Source organism: Paludibacter propionicigenes WB4 (assembly GCF_000183135.1).
Classification (GTDB): Bacteria; Bacteroidota; Bacteroidia; order Bacteroidales; family Paludibacteraceae; genus Paludibacter; species Paludibacter propionicigenes.
In genome coordinates this window covers 1,236,508-1,255,727 of the sequence record NC_014734.1, presented here as the reverse complement: position 1 = coordinate 1,255,727, position 19,220 = coordinate 1,236,508, and the positions used below count along the sequence as shown (strand labels likewise).

The 19,220-nt window shown below is 36.6% G+C and carries 14 protein-coding genes; 7 read left to right on the top strand and 7 right to left on the bottom strand.

The genetic code is table 11. The annotated features are described in order from the left end of the window. Positions 1 to 63: 63 nt before the first annotated feature. A complete protein-coding gene (locus tag PALPR_RS05145) occupies positions 64 to 699 on the bottom strand; it encodes a cation efflux transmembrane domain-containing protein (RefSeq protein ID WP_013444555.1) in 636 nt (211 codons plus the stop codon). Between PALPR_RS05145 and PALPR_RS15900 the strand changes: the two genes are divergently transcribed. Next, the gene (locus PALPR_RS15900) at positions 698 to 841 is read left to right on the top strand and encodes a hypothetical protein (RefSeq protein ID WP_171805023.1); all 144 of its coding nucleotides are present in this window, start codon (positions 698 to 700) and stop codon (positions 839 to 841) included. The two genes, PALPR_RS05145 and PALPR_RS15900, sit on opposite strands and share 2 nt — an antisense overlap. Before the next feature lie 248 nt (positions 842 to 1,089). Beyond that, positions 1,090 to 2,598, top strand: a complete 1,509-nt coding sequence (locus tag PALPR_RS05140; RefSeq protein WP_013444554.1) for a hypothetical protein — start codon at positions 1,090 to 1,092, stop codon at positions 2,596 to 2,598. Between the two features lie 241 nt (positions 2,599 to 2,839). On the opposite strand, the gene PALPR_RS05135 is transcribed toward PALPR_RS05140, so the two are convergent. The 6 genes from PALPR_RS05135 to mutA all read right to left on the bottom strand — a co-directional run bounded on the left by PALPR_RS05135 (position 2,840) and on the right by mutA (position 13,559). Then, positions 2,840 to 3,547, bottom strand: a complete 708-nt coding sequence (locus PALPR_RS05135) for a calponin homology domain-containing protein (protein WP_013444553.1) — start codon at positions 3,545 to 3,547, stop codon at positions 2,840 to 2,842. Next, positions 3,544 to 5,259 carry a hypothetical protein gene (locus PALPR_RS05130; RefSeq protein ID WP_013444552.1) on the bottom strand — a complete coding sequence of 572 codons (1,716 nt, stop codon included), beginning with the start codon at positions 5,257 to 5,259 and terminating at the stop codon, positions 3,544 to 3,546. Before PALPR_RS05130 ends, PALPR_RS05135 begins: the two co-directional genes overlap by 4 nt. A gap of 15 nt (positions 5,260 to 5,274) precedes the next feature. Further along, a complete protein-coding gene (locus tag PALPR_RS05125; protein WP_013444551.1) occupies positions 5,275 to 6,396 on the bottom strand; it encodes a DUF4249 domain-containing protein in 1,122 nt (373 codons plus the stop codon). A 12-nt stretch (positions 6,397 to 6,408) separates the two neighbouring features. Beyond that, entirely contained in the window at positions 6,409 to 9,039 is a 2,631-nt protein-coding gene (locus tag PALPR_RS05120) for a TonB-dependent receptor (RefSeq protein ID WP_171805022.1), read from the bottom strand. Between the two features lie 395 nt (positions 9,040 to 9,434). After that, positions 9,435 to 11,558, bottom strand: a complete 2,124-nt coding sequence (gene scpA / locus PALPR_RS05115) for a methylmalonyl-CoA mutase (protein ID WP_013444549.1) — start codon at positions 11,556 to 11,558, stop codon at positions 9,435 to 9,437. Between the two features lie 108 nt (positions 11,559 to 11,666). Beyond that, entirely contained in the window at positions 11,667 to 13,559 is a 1,893-nt protein-coding gene (gene mutA / locus PALPR_RS05110) for a methylmalonyl-CoA mutase small subunit (RefSeq protein WP_013444548.1), read from the bottom strand. Positions 13,560 to 13,973: 414 nt separating this feature from the next. On the opposite strand from mutA, the gene PALPR_RS05105 reads away from it, so the two are divergent. From PALPR_RS05105 to PALPR_RS05085, 5 genes are all read left to right on the top strand, one after another. Next, a complete protein-coding gene (locus PALPR_RS05105; protein ID WP_013444547.1) occupies positions 13,974 to 14,408 on the top strand; it encodes a DUF1003 domain-containing protein in 435 nt (144 codons plus the stop codon). 48 nt (positions 14,409 to 14,456) lie between these two features. Then, positions 14,457 to 16,091, top strand: a complete 1,635-nt coding sequence (locus PALPR_RS05100; protein ID WP_013444546.1) for a hypothetical protein — start codon at positions 14,457 to 14,459, stop codon at positions 16,089 to 16,091. A 262-nt stretch (positions 16,092 to 16,353) separates the two neighbouring features. Next, positions 16,354 to 18,282, top strand: coding sequence for an LTA synthase family protein (locus PALPR_RS05095; protein ID WP_013444545.1), 1,929 nt, complete (start codon positions 16,354 to 16,356; stop codon positions 18,280 to 18,282). A gap of 183 nt (positions 18,283 to 18,465) precedes the next feature. Continuing rightward, complete coding sequence (locus PALPR_RS05090) at positions 18,466 to 18,894, top strand: MarR family winged helix-turn-helix transcriptional regulator (RefSeq protein ID WP_013444544.1); 429 nt, start codon at positions 18,466 to 18,468, stop codon at positions 18,892 to 18,894. A 12-nt stretch (positions 18,895 to 18,906) separates the two neighbouring features. Continuing rightward, positions 18,907 to 19,215 (top strand): hypothetical protein, encoded by a 309-nt coding sequence (locus PALPR_RS05085; protein WP_013444543.1) that lies wholly within the window; start codon positions 18,907 to 18,909, stop codon positions 19,213 to 19,215. The last annotated feature ends 5 nt before the right edge of the window (positions 19,216 to 19,220 follow it).

The window sequence follows — 19,220 nt, the reverse complement described above, 5'->3', positions numbered from 1 at the left end:
TGATGTCCCCTTGATACAAGGGGACGAGCGCAGCGGAGGGGTTTTATTCTACCACACTTTCTCTCAGCATTTATCGCAGGCGCATGCTTTTCCTTTGGCTTTTTCGAAGGCTTCTTTCCCTTCGGATATGGAAAAATAGATCAGCCCGGCGGTACCTATCACGTCGGCATAGGCAAATCCGGTGAACTCGTATATGAGGCTCGAAGCCAGCAGAACCAGCGACATGTAAACGCACACTTTGGTGCAATTGCTATCGGCTATGATGGCTGCCGAATTTAGCCCCCTGCCGACTTTTTTCTTAGCATTCATAAGCCATACCATCACCACGATAGACACTACCGAGATGATGACGCCCCACAGGGTGGTTTCAGGCTTATGATGGTTGATAAGGTTCGTAATAATTCCCACCAGTAAACCTACCGAGAGCATATAAAATGCAGTTCCCGTTATTTTCAGGGCTTTTATTTCGAAGTTGCTTTTGGGGCTGTCGGGGTTTTGCCTGATGCGCAAAATCATTACGGCAATGCCTATGCCCGACATCACTTCGATAAAACTATCGACCCCGAAACCAAACAAGGTCAGGGTTTCGTCTTCGTAGCCCATAAGCATGGATATTATTCCTTCGGCTACATTGTAAAATATGGTGAACAGGCTTAAGGCATAGGCCTGCCGGTATAATTTTTCTTCAGTTGTTGACATGGTTGTTTCTTTTTTCTGTGTTGCAAAAATACAGTATTCTACCGAGCCCGACAATCACCGGAAGCAGGGATTTACGTATCGTCCGGTAGCACTGATTACTGAAACGTATATCGGGCAGCAATGGTTCGGGCAGTTCCTGTGATGTAAAGGGACGAGTGTAGCGGAGGAGTGATTCGTGTACTATTCACTTTTTTAATGTAAACCACCATTTTTTTACATAAAACCACTTAAACCCCAAAATAATTATTAACTTTGGACGGTGAAAGATAAATAACCCCCCATTAGTTATAAAACTAAAGTTTGTATAAGGGCAGGTGCCGATATAAATTGTTATAAGCCATTTAAAAAAATGCGGGATAGAAAATTAATGTACGAAAGAGAAAGTAATCTATGAAAAATAATTTTTATTTATTGTGTCTTTTTTCATTTTTCATTCTGACTTCGTGCAATCAGAAAGAGACAAAACATATCATTGTAAAAGAAGGTATTGGTTTTGAAAATATAGTTTTGTATAGAACAACAAAGTCTGAAATATACAAATTATTTGGAACTGATTATAAGCAAATCAACCATAATAACTACTCTATCGAAGACTATTATGAAAAGCTTGGAATTTCCTTCTATCACATATGCTATAATAAAAAACGACGAATTGAATTTATAAATTTTGATAGAAACTTTTATGGAAAAACATCAAAAGGATTTGATATTCAATCAATGACATTTAATGATCTTCTAAAAATTTATGGTACTCCACATTGGAGATTCAGCAAAAAATCAGATGAGATAAAGTTTTATTATGGGGATTTGGGAATTGAATTTTGTATTAACAAGAAAGAAGAAATTCCTGATTCATTACCTACATCCTATTTCACAAACGACATCTATATAAATCGGTTATTATTTAAATATTTCAAATTTGTATATGGTCATGACAAAATAAAAGAGTTTACAATCTTACTTCGTGATACAGTAGATTCGAAAAGTCTTTATTTAGGAAAGTCAGAAATTGATTCTGTATTTCCAATAAATACGACTAAAGAGTCATTTGGCATACTCGGAAATAGATTAAAAGTAAAACTACCAGAAGGATTGAAGATAGAGTGTGAAGATCAGCAAGATGTAGTATTTGAGAAGAACAAACAATCGTTCATGTTTAATGTAACCGACTTCAACTGTTTAGCATCAATGAACATGAAAGCTGATGTCGCTAAAATAGTTAAGTCTTGGGGAAATTCAGAGTATAGCTTAAAGAATATTTTTATAAAGAAAGACTTAAGTATTTATGTAATTGAACCACATAAGCTCAAACTCGATGACAATGGAAATTTGTGGCTAAAATCTGCTTTTGTGAAGAATTGCGATAATACAATTCTATATTTGAGCTTTGATATTAACAGTAATGCATGGTATAACTTAAGAAACTATCAGAAATTAGCAAATGAGATAATTAAAAGTATTCAAGCTGGAAGTAAACAACTATATTCTAAAGCAGAAATAGTTCAAATAAAAACGCAACACCGGAAAATTTCTATCAACAAACCTACTGGGTTAATTTACACTAAAAATATCGGTACTGATTTTAGAGTATTTGTATTTAATAAACTGGTTCATTTTAGTGAACCACAATCAAGTATGTTAGTATATATAGGAAATCACCCGAATTACATTTATAATCAAAGTGATGAACCTGTTATTGTAGAAAAGAAAAAAGGTTTACTATTCGGACAAGATGTAGAATGGAATTTCTGTTATAAAGATAAAAAGAAAAAATTCCCTTATACTATTGAAGGTATTTGTAAATTTGACTCGAAAGACGATGTTCACGTTGTTTTGAAGATTTGTTCTACAGAAGACATAGAACTTTTTAAAAAATCATTACCTGAAACGCAATATTAAAGAGAAAAAAAAAGGCTTATAACACACCCTTGTTCAACGTAGTTTGGCGGCATTAAGTTAGTTCGGCGAAGTCTTCGCTATCGCAAATCTCTGACCGGTGAGAAAAATGAAGCTAGCCAACTATCCGGAGCATCAGATGCTAGTAGTAATTTAAAATAGAATATGAATAAACAAACAGAAAACGGACTTGCCTCGAGGTAAGTCCGTTTTCTGTTTGAAGCCATTCTGCGCTGCGACTCATTTATTGGTTCATTAATTCAATCAACTTTACAAAGTCAGACTCAATCTTAATCTTCAAATGATTGTCTTTGATAAGTTTATTGATGGCTTTCTTGTCTTCGGGAAATAGTCTGAGAAATGCCCTGCGTCGTATCTTAGTCAGCATTAAATACTGATTAGAAGGAAGCTTAATATAATACCTGGGGGTGTTCTTTAGATCATCATAACTAGTTAATGTATTATCGTTTCTTACATTTTCAGAGCCAATCACGGACACTTTGCGCTGAATATACAATGAGAATTTACCTTCAACTTTTACTTCAGCAAAGATATCTGATCTCCGAATAGCACTTGTATCACTTGCATTAATTCGTTTAAAGTGAATATCATTCTCCGATATGTTTTTCAGCCAGAATTCGCTAATAGATGATTTATCGAGTTTAAATTTTCCATAATTCAGTGAGTTCAACCATATAAGTTCATCCAACAAGCCACTATATTTTAATGACTTTTTGTAAATCATTGTGCCGTTCGATAATAAAATATCCCCTTCCGTCCAGTCTTTATTGAAAAACTGCTCGCCAATATAATGCGTATTTTCATAGAAGTATTCACCTGTCAACTTAGAGTTGAAAGTTGAATCAATATCAGGAATTATCTGAATAACATTGGTCTGAGCATTTGCTGTAATGCAAACTAACAGCAATAATATGTTTATGTAGTGTTTCATTTATCTGTAACATTAATTTGGTTCTCAACTTGTATAGCAGAACTGGCACTAATAGGCGTTCCATCTTCAGAAATACCTTCAACTTTTATAATAAACTTTGCCGAATTGTCTGAGGTGTAAAATTCAAAATTAGTATCAGCGGTTGAGTTTAACCCAAGATTTGGATTCCAATATAGCAACTGTCTGAGAAAAGGACTATTCTTGTCAGGCACTGAATTATCAGGAACAAGATTTGCCCCGGAATTTATATTGTCATTCTTTACCCGAAATGAATGAGATGCAGGCTTAGAATTAATCATCTCATTCGTTTTGGTGGTAATGGATATAACACCGGAATAAACCAAATCACCAAAAGCTCTTTCCGACGTAATGATATCTATTTTTTTTATTTCTTCTGATCCCAGCTTAATTATTTTGTTTACATCATCCAGATATACTCCATCAAGAAAAATTACCGGATCATTGTTTTGATGACCTCTTGATAATTCATTAACCAGTTGAACATGATATTTACCTTTCTCTTTAATTACCCTTACTTGTGGAAGTATTTCTACTGCTATTTCCGGAAAACTGTCTAACGGTACAAAGTCCGATGGCAATACCGTGATTACCGGGCAATAATAAAACCTTGGAACAATTATTCTAGGTTCGGTTTGTTGCTTTGAGTTTACACTCTTCTCTAATTTATAGGATTTGTTTATGTAAACCAGATTTTGACTTTTTACAATGAATTCTTTGATATTTGCATTTGAGGACATTAATGATGGTTTCCATTTTTCAGATTGTGCAAACTCATCTTCGGTTCTTATTTCCCAATTCTGATTCTCAAGAATATTTTTAATTGTCAGAAACAATTCCTTGCCATTATAATACTCACCTAGCAGCATTTGAAACAATCCATTGGAATTGGTTACTGCATACTCTAAATTTGGAATGGTATCTATACACGACAATAAAACTATTGCATTCTTGATTTTCTGTTTTGTTTTCGCATCAACAACACTTCCTCTCAGTATTTTACCCTTAGACTCGGGAGAATAATAGCCGGTTAACTGATTTTTGTCCCGGCTAATCGATGAGTCATTTAAAGCCTGTGCAATCGATTTATAGATTGAAGGTATTTTAGATTCTTCAAAAACAGAAACAGATACGTTTGCTTTCGAATTAGTTCGACCCAGATTGACAGTCACTTTCTCACCACAATTATATATGCTCTTGTCTGTACTAATCTTAAGTTCAGAATTTTTCTGCGATGAAACAGTGTCCTGCAATGTTGATAGAATCAGTTTAAAATCCAATGCTTTATCAAATCTATTGGCAACTGTTATCACCTTATGAAAAAGATGGTCATCACCCAGATTCTTCATTGCACTTGTGAAAGCAACAATTTGATATACACCCGATGTCAATGTGTCAGGTAATGCCAGACTTCCATCAGCCATGCCTTCATGAATGTTGACCCGGAATTTTAAAGCCACGTCCGAATTAGTTGTTCTTAATACAATGTAGCCGACCTTACTGAGCTCCGAACGTTTTTTCGAAACTTCATCCAACACATACAGTTTATAAAAAACCGATTCACCGGCAATGTAAGCCGTTCTGTCAGTTTGCAGGTACGCAATTTCGGAACACGTTTTTTCAGCTTTTACATTGCAATACATTAATGCAAGCTGCTGCATTAATATTATGAAGAATATCCTCTTTAATATCATTGTAAATTACTTTTATTAATGCTCCCACCAATTTGGAAGCGGTGTTGCAGTCCCATTTATTTCATCAACTTTTTCTGAAAAAGCCTTATCTGCAGGTATATCTATAACCGGAGCTTTTCTTATAGATACATTTTCGCTTAATTGTGATCCATTCACCACAAAAGCGTGATGCATAACTGATGATACTTCAAACAGACCAAGTATAATTTTTGACGAATTACTCACACATCTTAAATTTCCCTGAAGCTGGGTAGTAATAGGATCAAATAATTTACCACTCGCTGATAACTGGGAATTTGCCGTTTTGAAATAACGATAAGAGTCATTGTTTACAGTATATTGGTTTACTCTCAGATAGAGAACAAGTGGAGCTTGAATAGGCATAATAAAACCGTAATTTAACGGAGAAAACGGAGTAAAACCAATAGAATGATTTTTAATTAAGGGGCTTGCTGAAGTTGATTTTTCGGGAGTAATATTCTCAATATCGTTCAAATTAAAGGTTCTCCAGCCGAAATAGTTCCAGTGAAAATAAGGCGTTATATTTCCTGCATCATCATAAACAGGCATAGTATAACGATACTGAACAGTGATTTTATTAGAAAATCTGCATGCCGGAACTATATCCGATTTTGATATTGATTTAAAAAGATCAACGAGCACATTTGCTCCTTCAGCATTTTTTAAGTTATTATTGTCCATATAGCTCTCTGTTGCATGAATAACGTGAATACTATCGTAAGTCTGAGGAGGCAAAAGAGTTTCTTCATTAGATTCGTATTTGTTACCATCCTTTGTTGTGATATGTAGCTTATATGAATTTCCAACTTTTGGCGTAAAATTTACCGGAGTGACATAATTTCCTGCTTTTGGTTCTGTGAGCATGTAAGTTTGATCTTCACTATCAGTAATAGTAAGTTTAGCTCCCGTAACGTTTTTTGAATCAATTATTGAATCAGAAGAAAAAGTCACGGCCTCGGTGAGCCTAATAGTATACGGCCCCGCTTCATTTGTAATTAGACCTTCTACAATCAAAGCTTTAGTATCAGAAATAATGTTCGGATTATAAATTTCTGTACAATTATTGAAGGTTGCTATAAGCAACAGAACTAAGCATGTGTTTTTTAAATAACTCATTACCATATGTTTTTAAAATGTGAAATTGTAAGTAAAAGTAGGTATTGGTCTTTCAATTATGAACATTTTGTATAAGTTGACACTTTGACGAAATTGTGACTCCAAGGACGAAGCCGATTTATAAAAAATCGAATAGGGGTTTTTTTGCCCATAAAGGTTTATTATCGATAGCGTCCAGCTTCCTTTCCATTTCTGTCTTAATTTTAAAGTTTCATCAAATGTAATAGCAATGTCCAGTCGATGGTAATCGGATAGACGATATTTATTACGATCTGAATAATACACATACTGTCGACCATTATAATTGTACTTTAGTTCAGGTAAAGTAATCGGCTTTCCTGTGTTATAATTAAACGTAGCGGCAAATCTCCATCTTCTGGTTAAATGTACGTTGGCGTTAATTACGATATTGTGAGGCTTATCAAAATTAGAAGGATAATACTTATTCCCATAAATTTGATCTTCCACAAATGGACTTGTTGTATGACGCTTAGACCGGGAATAGGTATAACTAGCCCAACCGGTTAATTTGCCGGTATTTTTCTTGACATAAAACTCTGCACCATAGTTATAGCCTGAAGCTTTCAGCAAGTCAGACTCCAACGAGTTATTTAATAGTATTTTTGCCCCATCTCTATATTCAACGATATTGTTGAGTTTTTTGTAATATATCTCTATTGAAGTTTCAAAAGCGTTATTCTTGAAATTTCTAAAATATCCAAGAGCAAACTGATTGCAAATAAGCGGTGGTACATTCGGGCTACTCAATTTATATACATCGGTCGGAGACATTACAGCCGTATTTGATATCAGGTTAATAAACTGACTGGCTCTATTGTAACTGAATTTGACTGATCTGACTTTGTCAAAAGAGTAACGAAAAGAAAGCCTTGGTTCAAGACTTGTGTACCACTTTACAATTTTATTGGCGCCATAGTTAATGGTATCTGTAATGTTTTCTGAAATTCTGGGAGCATTATTTTTGAAAATAAATACGTTGCTTGGTCCTAAATCTGCATATTGAGTCAATCGTAAACCTACCTCAGCACTTATTTTGGGTGAAAAATTAATATTGTCACTAATGTAAGCTGCTGTTTCCAGCGCTTTTTCTTTATTGGTTGTCTGAGTTATCACATCCGACAATGAACCAAGAGGTGACATGATACCGGGTTGAAGTTTGTATAGAATGGAGTTTATACCAAAATCAACTGAATGCTTATCATTTGGTAACCAGGCAAAATTAAGCTTTAAAGTATTATAATTTATTGACGAACTTATTTTATATGCTTCAGTAGGTTTCAAAGTATCCGATTGGCTTACATTATTTCGATATTGACTTAGACCTAATATTAGCAACGAAGATAATTTATCATTAAATGTGTGTGAATATTTTATAGAAGCAAGTACATTATTGTATTGATATGGCGAATTTTTGCTAAAGCTAAACATATCATTGCTGAAATATCCAAAAATCGATAAGCTGTTTTTGGGGTCAATTCTCATGGTAAACAAAGCATTGAAGTCATAAAAACTAGCAGAACTTTTCTTTAAATCTGCATCAGGCATAGCATGTAATAACCAGTTAGAATAAGTGCTTCTTCCTCCAACCAATAAGCTGGCTTTTCCATCAAAAAGGGGTAATTCCAGATTCAATCGTGAATTCAAGAGACCAATACCACCTTTAACAGATACATGATCTACATTATTTCCTAAACGAATATCCATAACCGATGATGCTCTTTCTCCATATTTTGCAGGGATTCCTGCTTTTAATAGCGTCACATTATTAACTCCATCAGAGTTTATGGCAGAGCTCAATCCAAACATGTGCGATGAATTAAACATCGGAACATCTTCTATCAAAATAAGATTTTCATCAGAGCCACCTCCACGTACGTAAAAACCTGTTCCAAATTCACCGGTTGATTGTACTCCGGGGAGCAATGTAATACTCTTCATAATATCTTTTTCTCCCAAGAACATGGGTAGCTCTTTGACAGTCTTTGCATTAAACTTAATCAGACTCATCTGTGTCCGAATTACATTAAGATCAACAGCTTTATCTGTGACTACAACTTCTTTCAATCTAATCGTTTTCTCTGATAACTCAAAATCGACTATCCCATTTCCTCCAATTTTCACCGTTCTATTATCTTCTTCAAAACCAGTATAATTTAGTCTCAGATCATACTCTCCTACTGGTACTGTAAATTTGTAGTTTCCATCAGTATCAGTTGTTGAGTTTAGATTGATTTTGTCAATACTTATCCGTGCATTATGTAAAGGTTTGCCCGTTCTGGCATCAATAATTTTACCTGAAATAGTTGCTTTTGTATATTTTCCAAAATCCTCCTCATCTCCAATTAAAAGTACACCTTTACTGTTCTTTTTGCCCGAGAAGTTACGTATCTCTATTGGAACAAAAACATACAAAGCAGGATTTATTTTTATATAGGACAATTCAGAAACACGTTTAACTACTGTCAAGCATTCATCTAACGGTAATTGAGAGAGAGATTCTCTAAATCGTTTATTCGCAAACCACTCGGATTTGTAGAATAATTTGATATGATTAGCTGTTTCAATTTTAGGAGCTAAAATATCGAAGGATACTAATTGTGTAGTATCTCTTTTTAAGGTCATGTTTTGCTGAGCCTTGGTTAAAGCTGAAAAACAACAAAACATCAACAATAGCATTGTTGGAAGGTTGTCGAAGAATTTTTTCACGAGATTTGTAGTTGGATGGAGTTTAAAGGTAATCTATATGTCAATTGCAAATTTATACATATTGACAATTTAAATCCACTGCAAAATTAAGTGTAAATTTTATAAATAGTGTGTCGTTAATTATGTTTCACAACATGAAAAATGGTTTTTTCTTAATTTGAAATCAAATAATCAGCGTAAATGAAATTTGAAAAGTAGATTTCAATAATTTTTGTATTACGCATCTATAATAATTCTCCAAAAATAGAAAACGGACTTACCTCAATGGTAAGTCCGTTTTTCTTTAAGTCCCCTTTAGGGGATTTAGGGGTTTAGTCTTCTAACAAAATATCCATGATAGTGCAAGCTGCTTTCGCAACCGGGCTACCAGGGCCGAAGATTGCTGCTACACCGGCTTTGTAAAGATAATCGTAGTCTTGCGCTGGAATAACTCCACCTGCAATAACGATAATATCTTCACGGCCTAATGCTTTAAGTTCAGCAATAACCTGTGGTACCAATGTTTTGTGACCTGCAGCCAACGAAGAAACACCCATAACGTGCACATCGTTTTCTACAGCCTGTTTTGCAGCTTCGGCAGGAGTTTGGAACAATGGTCCCATATCTACGTCGAAACCACAGTCGGCATAACCGGTAGCTACTACTTTCGCACCGCGGTCGTGACCATCCTGACCCATTTTTGCGATCATGATACGTGGACGACGACCTTCTTTCTTGGCAAATTTCTCAGTCAGCTCACAAGCTTTGATGAAATTTGCATCGTTTTTAGTTTCTGATGAATACACGCCTGAAATAGTTCTGATTGTTGCTTTATAACGACCTGCAATGGCTTCACAAGCGTCAGAGATTTCGCCCAACGAAGCACGAACTCTTGCTGCTTCTACAGCCAATTCTAATAGGTTACCGTTTCCGGTTTTAGCACATTCGGTAATAGCAGCCAAGGCAGCTTGTACGGCAGCCTCGTCACGATTAGCACGCAATTGTTTCAAACGTTCGATTTGTTGAATACGAACGGCTGTATTGTCTACTTCCAAAATATCGATTGGATCTTCTTTTTCCAAGCGGTATTGGTTAACACCTACAATAACCTGACTACCTGAGTCGATACGAGCCTGTGTGCGAGCCGAAGCTTCTTCGATACGCATTTTTGGAATACCGGTTTCGATAGCAGCAGCCATACCACCCAGTTTTTCTACTTCTTCTATCAACGCCCAGGCTTTTTCGGCCAATTCGTTAGTCAAAGACTCAACATAGTAAGAACCTGCCCATGGGTCAACCTCACGGCAGATGTCAGTTTCCTGTTGGATATAGATCTGAGTATTACGGGCAATACGAGCAGAGAAATCGGTTGGTAATGCAATCGCTTCATCTAACGCATTGGTGTGAAGTGATTGAGTATGACCCAAGGCAGCACCCATTGCTTCGATACAAGTACGACCAACATTGTTGAACGGATCTTGCTCGGTCAACGACCAACCTGAAGTTTGCGAGTGTGTACGCAATGCCAGTGATTTTGGGTTTTTAGGATTGAATTGTTTTACGATTTTTGCCCACAACATACGTGCAGCACGCATTTTGGCAATTTCCATAAAGTGATTCATACCGATTGCCCAGAAGAATGACAAACGTGGAGCGAACGAGTCGATATCCATACCTGCATTAACGCCGGCACGAAGATATTCAAGACCGTCAGCTAAAGTGTAAGCCAATTCAATATCGGCAGTTGCACCTGCTTCTTGCATGTGGTAACCCGAGATAGAGATAGAGTTGAACTTAGGCATGTTTTTCGAAGTATATTCGAAAATATCAGCGATTATCTTCATCGAGAATTTAGGTGGATAAATATAAGTGTTACGCACCATGAATTCTTTCAAAATATCATTTTGGATAGTTCCGGCCATTTCTTCCAGTTTAGCACCTTGCTCCAAACCAGCATTGATATAAAATGCAAGAATAGGAAGTACAGCACCATTCATGGTCATAGAAACAGACATTTTATTCAAAGGAATTCCATCGAACAATACTTTCATATCCTCGATAGAACAGATAGAAACACCCGCTTTACCAACGTCACCTACCACACGTTCGTGATCGGCATCGTAGCCACGGTGTGTAGCTAAGTCGAATGCTACCGAAAGACCTTTTTGACCTGCAGCCAGGTTACGACGATAGAATGCATTTGATTCTTCAGCTGTAGAGAACCCGGCATACTGACGGATAGTCCATGGCTGCATAGCGTACATTACTGAGTAAGGTCCGCGCAAGTAAGGAGGAAGACCTGCAGCATAGTTCAAGTGCTCCATACCGGCTATATCTTCTTTTGTATAAACAGGCTTCACCGGAATCAACTCGGCAGTAAGCCAGCTGCTATCTACTTCAGGAGTAGATGAAGCAGCTACATTTTTAATATCTATATTTTTGAAATTTGGTTTCATATTGTTTTAGTTACGAGTTACAAGTTACAGGTTACAAGTTACAAAAAATTAAACAAGTCGACGAGTAAACGAGTACACAGTTATTTTACAATTAATTGAAGAATGGAATTAGTTGATTCCTAATTTGCTATTGAACGTTTTCAAAGTCTCAAGCACATTGGTTTTTACATTTACAAAATACTCAATTCCAATAGCTTTCAAATCTTCGGTACAAGCAGGAGCACCAGCTACTACGAAAAGTTGTTTTCCGTTGATAACTTTGAATGCTGCAGGAGCTAATTCTGCATATTCGTCGTCGCTTGAGCAAAGAACAATAATATCGGCACCAGCCGCCTGAGCAGCAGCAACACCTTCTTCAACAGTGGCAAAACCAAGATTGTCAACCACCTCGTAACCAGCACATGCAAAGAAGTTACAAGAGAACTGAGCACGTGCCAAACGCATAGCCAAACTACCAATAGTCAACATAAATGCTTTTGGACGTTTAGCCGCTTTTTCAGTTGCAAAACGCAAGGCTTCAAATTCAGAAGCTCCACGTACAGGTAATAGTTTTTCAGTTCCTTTTGTGCAACCGCAATCTTCTACAGTTTCAATCTGAACCTTGGCTGCAGCTACTTCGCTAAAGTTAGGGAACTGGTTGGTTCCTAACAATACTTCGCGACGGCTTGACACAGATTTTAAACGACCTGCAGCAGTTGCTTTAACAGCTTGCTGAATAGAACCAGAAGTAACAGCAGCATAAAAGCCTCCGTTGTCTTCTACTTCAAGGAAAAGTTTCCATGCCTGAGCCGCAATTTCGTTAGTCAATGTTTCTATATAATATGAACCGGCAGCAGGGTCAACTACTTTGTCGAAGTGAGATTCTTCTTTCAATAGTAATTGTTGGTTGCGGGCAATACGTTCAGAGAATTCGTCAGATGCTTTGAAAGTAACATCATAAGGCAACACTGTAAGCGAATTAACGCCACCCAGCGTAGCACTCATAGCTTCAGTTTGAGTACGAAGCATGTTTACATTAGCATCAAAGATAGTTTTATTGAAAATAGATGTTTCGGCATGAATGCGCATTTTAGCAGCACATTTGCAAATACCGTTAACGGTGCTTTTGCAATCTGCAACGCGACATTCAGGTTGATAAGCATCTACTATTTTAGCCCAAAGTAAACGGGCAGCACGGAATTTTGCAATTTCCATGAAATAGTTTCCACCAACACCGAAATTGAATTTAATTTTTTTTGCAGCCAATGAAGTATCTACTCCCGCTTCGACAAGTGACGAAAGGTATTCGTTACCCCAAGCCAAGGCATAACCCAATTCCTGAGCCACAAAAGCACCGGCATTGTTCAGGGTAGTAGCATTAACGGCAATTACACGGTAGAATGGTAATCCTGCAGCAGCCTCGATAAGTCCTTTTGCTTTGGCCACAATTTCTTCTTTGGTAAGTTCTTTACCGGCTTGCAACATGCGGTTAATTGGATCAAATCCGATTGAACCTTGCAATTTTTTTACATCGTAGCCTTTAGCTTTGAAGTTATCGGTAAGAATAGTTGCTAATTGAGCAGCAGCATTTACACAAATACGGAAGTTTAGTTCCACGCATTCTGCCTGAATGTTTTCCAACAAAGTAGCAATGTAGGCTGGACTTAAATCTTCTTTTTTCAGAATAAAGCAAAGTGATGTTGCACCTTTACAAAGTACCTCAAGAGCTTTTGCATTTGCTTCCTTAGCCGATTCTACAACAATGTCTTGACGAACAAACCATTCGTTGTTGGCCTTTGTTCCGCGTACAAATGGGAAAACACCCGGAGCTGCATCCTTAGTTTGCAATCCTTCAATGTCTTCTGCACGATAAAAAGGCAATACATTAAAACCTTCGTTTGTTTTCCAAACAAGCTTCTTGTTGAAATCAGCTCCTTTGAGGTCGGCTGTGATTTTGTCCATCCATTGCTGTGCGCTAACCGATGGGAAATCAGCCAATAAATTCAATTTTTTTTCTGCCATAATATATATTGATTTTCGTAAATTCTAAGCGGGTGCAAAATTACTACTTTCTGTTGAGTTAGAAGAATTTTTTTGCAAGTAATTAGAGAAAAATTTCAGCAATGGAGAATAACTCTATTTTTTTGAAATATTCTCAATCTAAAAACAGTTTTAGATTGAGAATCAAGAAACTTCCAATATATATTATTGTTGCCATTTAATAAATGCTCCTTAAAATATAGAACTAAGCTACTCAACAAAGAACAATTCTAACTAAATTATTTGTAGATAAAGGGTATTGGGTATTTTTCAAATATCGAAACAAAATACTTGAAACAGAAACAAAAAAATAATGGACAGCAATAATATGTATTATTCTTATTGCAATAATCTTTACTATCTTTGTTTTTTTATAATCATTTAAAATCCAACAAAATGGAAAACCAAAGAAACTGGCATACGAAGCATATAGAGTCATTGAGTTTTGGTAATAGGATAGCCGATACTGTAGCAAAAGGTATGGGATCATGGAATTTCATAATTATCCAAACTGTACTAGTTGTGGCTTGGATGATACTGAACATGATTGGTTTTGTGTATCATTGGGATGTTTATCCGTTTATACTGCTCAATCTTTTATTTTCAACGCAGGCAGCTTATGCGGCACCTATTATCATGATGTCTCAAAACAGACAAAATGAACGTGATCGATTACATGCAGAAGAGGATTACAAGACAAATGTAGATGCAAAAAAGGAAATTGAAGCATTGGCAGTCTTGTTGAAGAATATTGAAGTGGAAAAACTGGATAAAATAATTCAGATATTAGTCGAAACAAAAAAAGATTATCTGCCAAACAATGACCAGTAATATATATTGTATCTTTATAACTCGAATATAAATAAAAAATAACTCCAAATGAAAAAACTAAGGGATGCCATTTTAGTATTGATTGTTGCAAGCATTTTGCTCTACACAGTAATGCCGACTATAAATTTCGGATTTACAGGCTTTCCGATTGTAGTCCTGATTTTAACCGGAATTTGGACGCTTTTGAACAGTCCTTTCAAAATTATTGCCGGAAAAAACAATGCTCCTACGCTGAAAATAGATAAACCGGGTAAAATACCTCTAATCATTTTGGTGATTGTGGCTGTTTATATCACCATTGTCCCATTTATTACCAGTTGGGCATTACTGCGTACCGACGATTACCGTAATTTAATAGGCAAAGTAGAAACAGAATCTAATCTGTCAAACCATATGTTACCCATTTCTATTGAGAAAATAAGGGTCGTAGATCAGTCGCTGGCGCAATTGCTGGGCGATAAGGTGCTGGGATCGCAACCTGCACTGGGTAGCCAGGTGACGCTTGGAACGTTTAATATCCAAAAAGTAAAAAACGATTTGTACTGGGTGGCTCCACTGTTGCACTCGGGTTTTTTCAAATGGCAAAAGAATATGGAAGGAACCAATGGTTATGTGATGGTGAATGCTTGCAACGAACGCGATGTAAAACTGGTGCAGGAAATCGACGGTAAGAAAGTGTTCATAAAATATCAGTCCGAAGCGTACTTTTTCGATAATCTGGAACGCTATCTTTATTTTCACGGTTATTGGAATGTGGGGTTGACTGACTATTCGTTCGAAATTGATGATGCCGGAATTCCATACTGGGTCGTAACAAAATACAAAAAGACCATTGGTTTCGCAGGAGAAGAAGCGCAAGGCGTAGTAATTGTAAATGCTCAGACCGGCGAAATTAATGATTATTCAATTGCCAACACGCCTAAATGGGTCGATAGAATTCAGCCGGGAGAGTTTATCGAAACACAGCTAAACAACTGGGGAGAGTATGTAAAAGGATACTGGAATTTTTCCAACGAAAACAAACTGAAGATCACCGAACCTGTTTCGCTGGTTTACGGCGATGACAACAACGCATACTGGTATACCGGACTAACATCGGTAGGTTCCGACGAATCGACAGTGGGTTTTGTACTGGTGAATACCCGTACCAAGAAAGCAGTTTGGTATAAACAAAGCGGTGCTACGGAATATGCCGCCCAAAATTCGGCTAAGGGAAAGGTACAGGAAAAAGGATTCTCTGCATCTGCGCCAATTCCGTACAACATCAATAATATACCTACCTACGTAATGACTCTAAAAGACAACGGCGGCTTAGTGAAAATGTATGCTATGGTGGCCATTGAAGATTATACGATAGTCGGTGTTGGCAATAGCCTTCGTGAAGCGTTGATGGCTTATAAAAATGCCTTTAATCAGAGCGGTAATAAAATAAGTGCAAAAAGTAAAACTGAGAAGAACATTATAAAATCTATAATTACGCGTATTAACGGCGATGTGAAAAATGGAAACACGTATTATTATTTTACATTGAAAAACTTTCCTAAAATCTTTATTGGTTCTACACAGATTTCAAATGATTTTCCGGTGAGTAACCCCGGCGATAGTGTATATGTAAGCTTTGATAACGATAATCAGGAAGTAATTGATATTTCGTCGTTTAAAAATAGGAGTATTGGGAAATAAAAAGCTTTATTCTGTAAAACTACTTACTTGTTATGAAGTGGGTTATGATAATGATAAACGTGCTGTTTCGGTTCTTGCCGGAATAGCACATTTTCTTTTAAATATTATTTAATTGATCGTAAAAATTCGTCTTATTATTAATTGTTATATATTACATTTTTATTACAAAAAATCATTTGAAAAAATATGGAAATCTTACCTTTGCAGTGTATAAAAATTCAAGTGTAACACTACAGTCATCGCTTTTACTAAGCTTTTAAAAATGAAATTCAAACAACGCATACCCAGAGCAATCCGTCAATTATTTCAGCTATATTTAATTGTATTACTCATCTTTAGCTTGTTCCGTATTATTTTGTTTCTGACTCAGACAGAAAGAATAGACACTTCGGTGGATAAAGCAGATATTTTGATGGCATTCTTAATGGGAATACGTTTTGATCTTGTTATCTCGGGCTATATTCTTATTCTCCCATTTTTTATTCTCACTGTTCTTTCATTTTTCAACAGAACATTTCCGGTAGTATATAAAATTTTATTCTATTATGTATATGTACTGTTTTCCATTGCATTTTTGGTTTGTGCTATTGATATTCCTTATTTCAAACAATTTTTCTCACGCTTCACCATTACCGGTTTCGAATGGTTGGGAAGCCCGAAGTTTGTATTTAAAATGGTGATAGAGGAACCCCGGTACTGGCTTATCATGATTCCTTTTCTCTGTTTTATTTTTATTTTTTACAGAGCTTTCAAGAGAATTATTTCCAATTCGCGTGAGACATCACCACTCCCTCTGATTCCTAAAACAGCACTATATTTACTTTGCTTGGGTCTTATATTTGTGGGAATACGCGGACGAGTGGAAAAGAAATCGCCGATACGCATTGGCACGGCTTATTTCTGCAATAATCCGTTTCTGAACCAACTGGGGCTGAATCCAAATTTTACACTTATCAGAAGTTATCTTGACAGTAAGGAAGAGCGCAACAAAACAGTGCAATTAATGAACGACGCGGAAGCCCTTGTCAATGTACAAAAGTATCTGAACATTGGGAAGCCCGATAAGAATTTTCCTTTGCTTAGGCAACGAAATAAATACATTAAGCCTAACAATTACAATGTGGTGCTGATTATTATGGAAAGCATGAGTGCTGCCAAAATGGAGCGTGGAGGAAATACCAATCATCTTACGCCGTTTCTGGATAGTATTTCGCATAAGGGGTACTACTTTAGCAATACTTACACGGCCGGCATTCATACATTCAACGGTATTTTCAGTTCGCTATTTGCCATGCCCGCCCTGTTTCGTCAGCATCCGATGAAAGAAAGTGGAATATTAAAATATCACGGGCTATTCAGTACGCTTAAAGAAAAAGGCTATTCTACCGCCTATTTTACTACACACGACGGGCAATTTGACAATGTGGAGGGCTTTTTGAAAGCTAATGACTGCGAGACAGTCATTTCTCAAATCAACTATCCGGCTTCGGAAGTAAAAACCACACTGGGTGTGCCGGACAAGTACATGTTTGAATACTCTATACCTGTTTTAAACAAACTGAGCGAGAAGAACAAACCCTTTGTTGCTGCGTTTATGACAGCCAGCGACCATGGGCCGTATTATGTGCCGGATTATTTTAAACCCCGAAGTTCCGAACTAAAAATGCAGGTTACGGAATATGCCGATTATTCGTTGCAACAAATGATAAAGATGGCGTCCAAACAGAAATGGTTCAAAAATACTGTGTTCGTCTTCGTGGCCGACCATGGTGCGCCCATGGATAATACCTATGATATTGCATTGGACTATAACCATGCTCCATTGTTGTTTTATGCTCCATACATTATCAAGGAACCTAAAACTCTGGATTGCATGGCGGGACAAATAGATATTTTCCCTACTATCATGGGATTGCTTAAACAACCCTATGCCAACAACACCCTCGGTATAGACTTATTTAGCGAAAGTCGTCCGTACATTTTCTTTAATGCAGATGATAAATACGGTGTGATAGATCGGGATTGGTTACTGATTGCCAAAAATGATGGATCGAAGAAACTCTATAAATACCGCAATAATGACACCCGCAACTATGCTCCTGAAGAGAAAAACCGACTGGAAGAAATGAATAAATACGCGGCTTCCAATCTTCAGACATTCCAGTATCTGATTCTGAATAAGAAGCAATAAATTTCATATCGCATATTATAAGCGCGCAAACTCTGGAATTCCAGAGTTTGCGCGCTTTTTCAACTAATTATAAAACATTGCAACTTCATGAGTTAAGTAATCCTAATTTTTCGAGTTGAAAAATGGATTTTCTCTTTTTATATAGTATTTTTGTAAGGTAAACTTACAAGTTAGAAAACCTATATGAACACAAAAGAATTATCAACTTCGCTTCGGACGGTGATTTCGAGCCTTCACAAAGGATTGCGCAAGCAGCTATACTCGGCAAATGCTTACTCCATGACCGAAATTGACACAATCAGGCATTTATATCACTCCACTTCTCTGTTACCATCTGAACTGGCTGCTTTGACAAGGATTAAGACTCAATCCATGTCGCAGATATTAAATAAAATAGAGAAGCAAGGTGTCATTCTGCGGACACCTTCAGAAACTGACAAACGCAAAGTATACATCTCGTTAAGCCCTTTCGGACAGGAAATGGTAAAGAAAATCAAATACGACAAAGACGAATGGTTACAGACTGCTATAGAAAAAACACTTACCGCAGAAGAAAAAGAATTGCTGGAAAAGGCGTTGCCCGTACTCCACAAACTAATTGAAAACAAATAAAAAAAAGATTGTATGGAATGGTATCATTATTTAAATGGATTTTTTGTCGGAGCTTTTTTATCAAACTCGTTACCTCATTTGGTGAAAGGTGTTTGCGGTGATAAATTTCCTACACCGTTTGCTAAACCAAGCGGCAGGGGACTTTCATCACCTGCACTAAATGTAGTGTGGGCATTACTCAACATGGTAATAGCTTATTTATTTTTCAGATTTTCAAAATTATCCTTTCAGGATAATCTTTCGGTAATTACATTTTTTGCCGGATTTGCCATTGTAAGCTTAATTTCAAGCAAAGGATTTGCAAGCAAACACAAAGAATAAAAAGT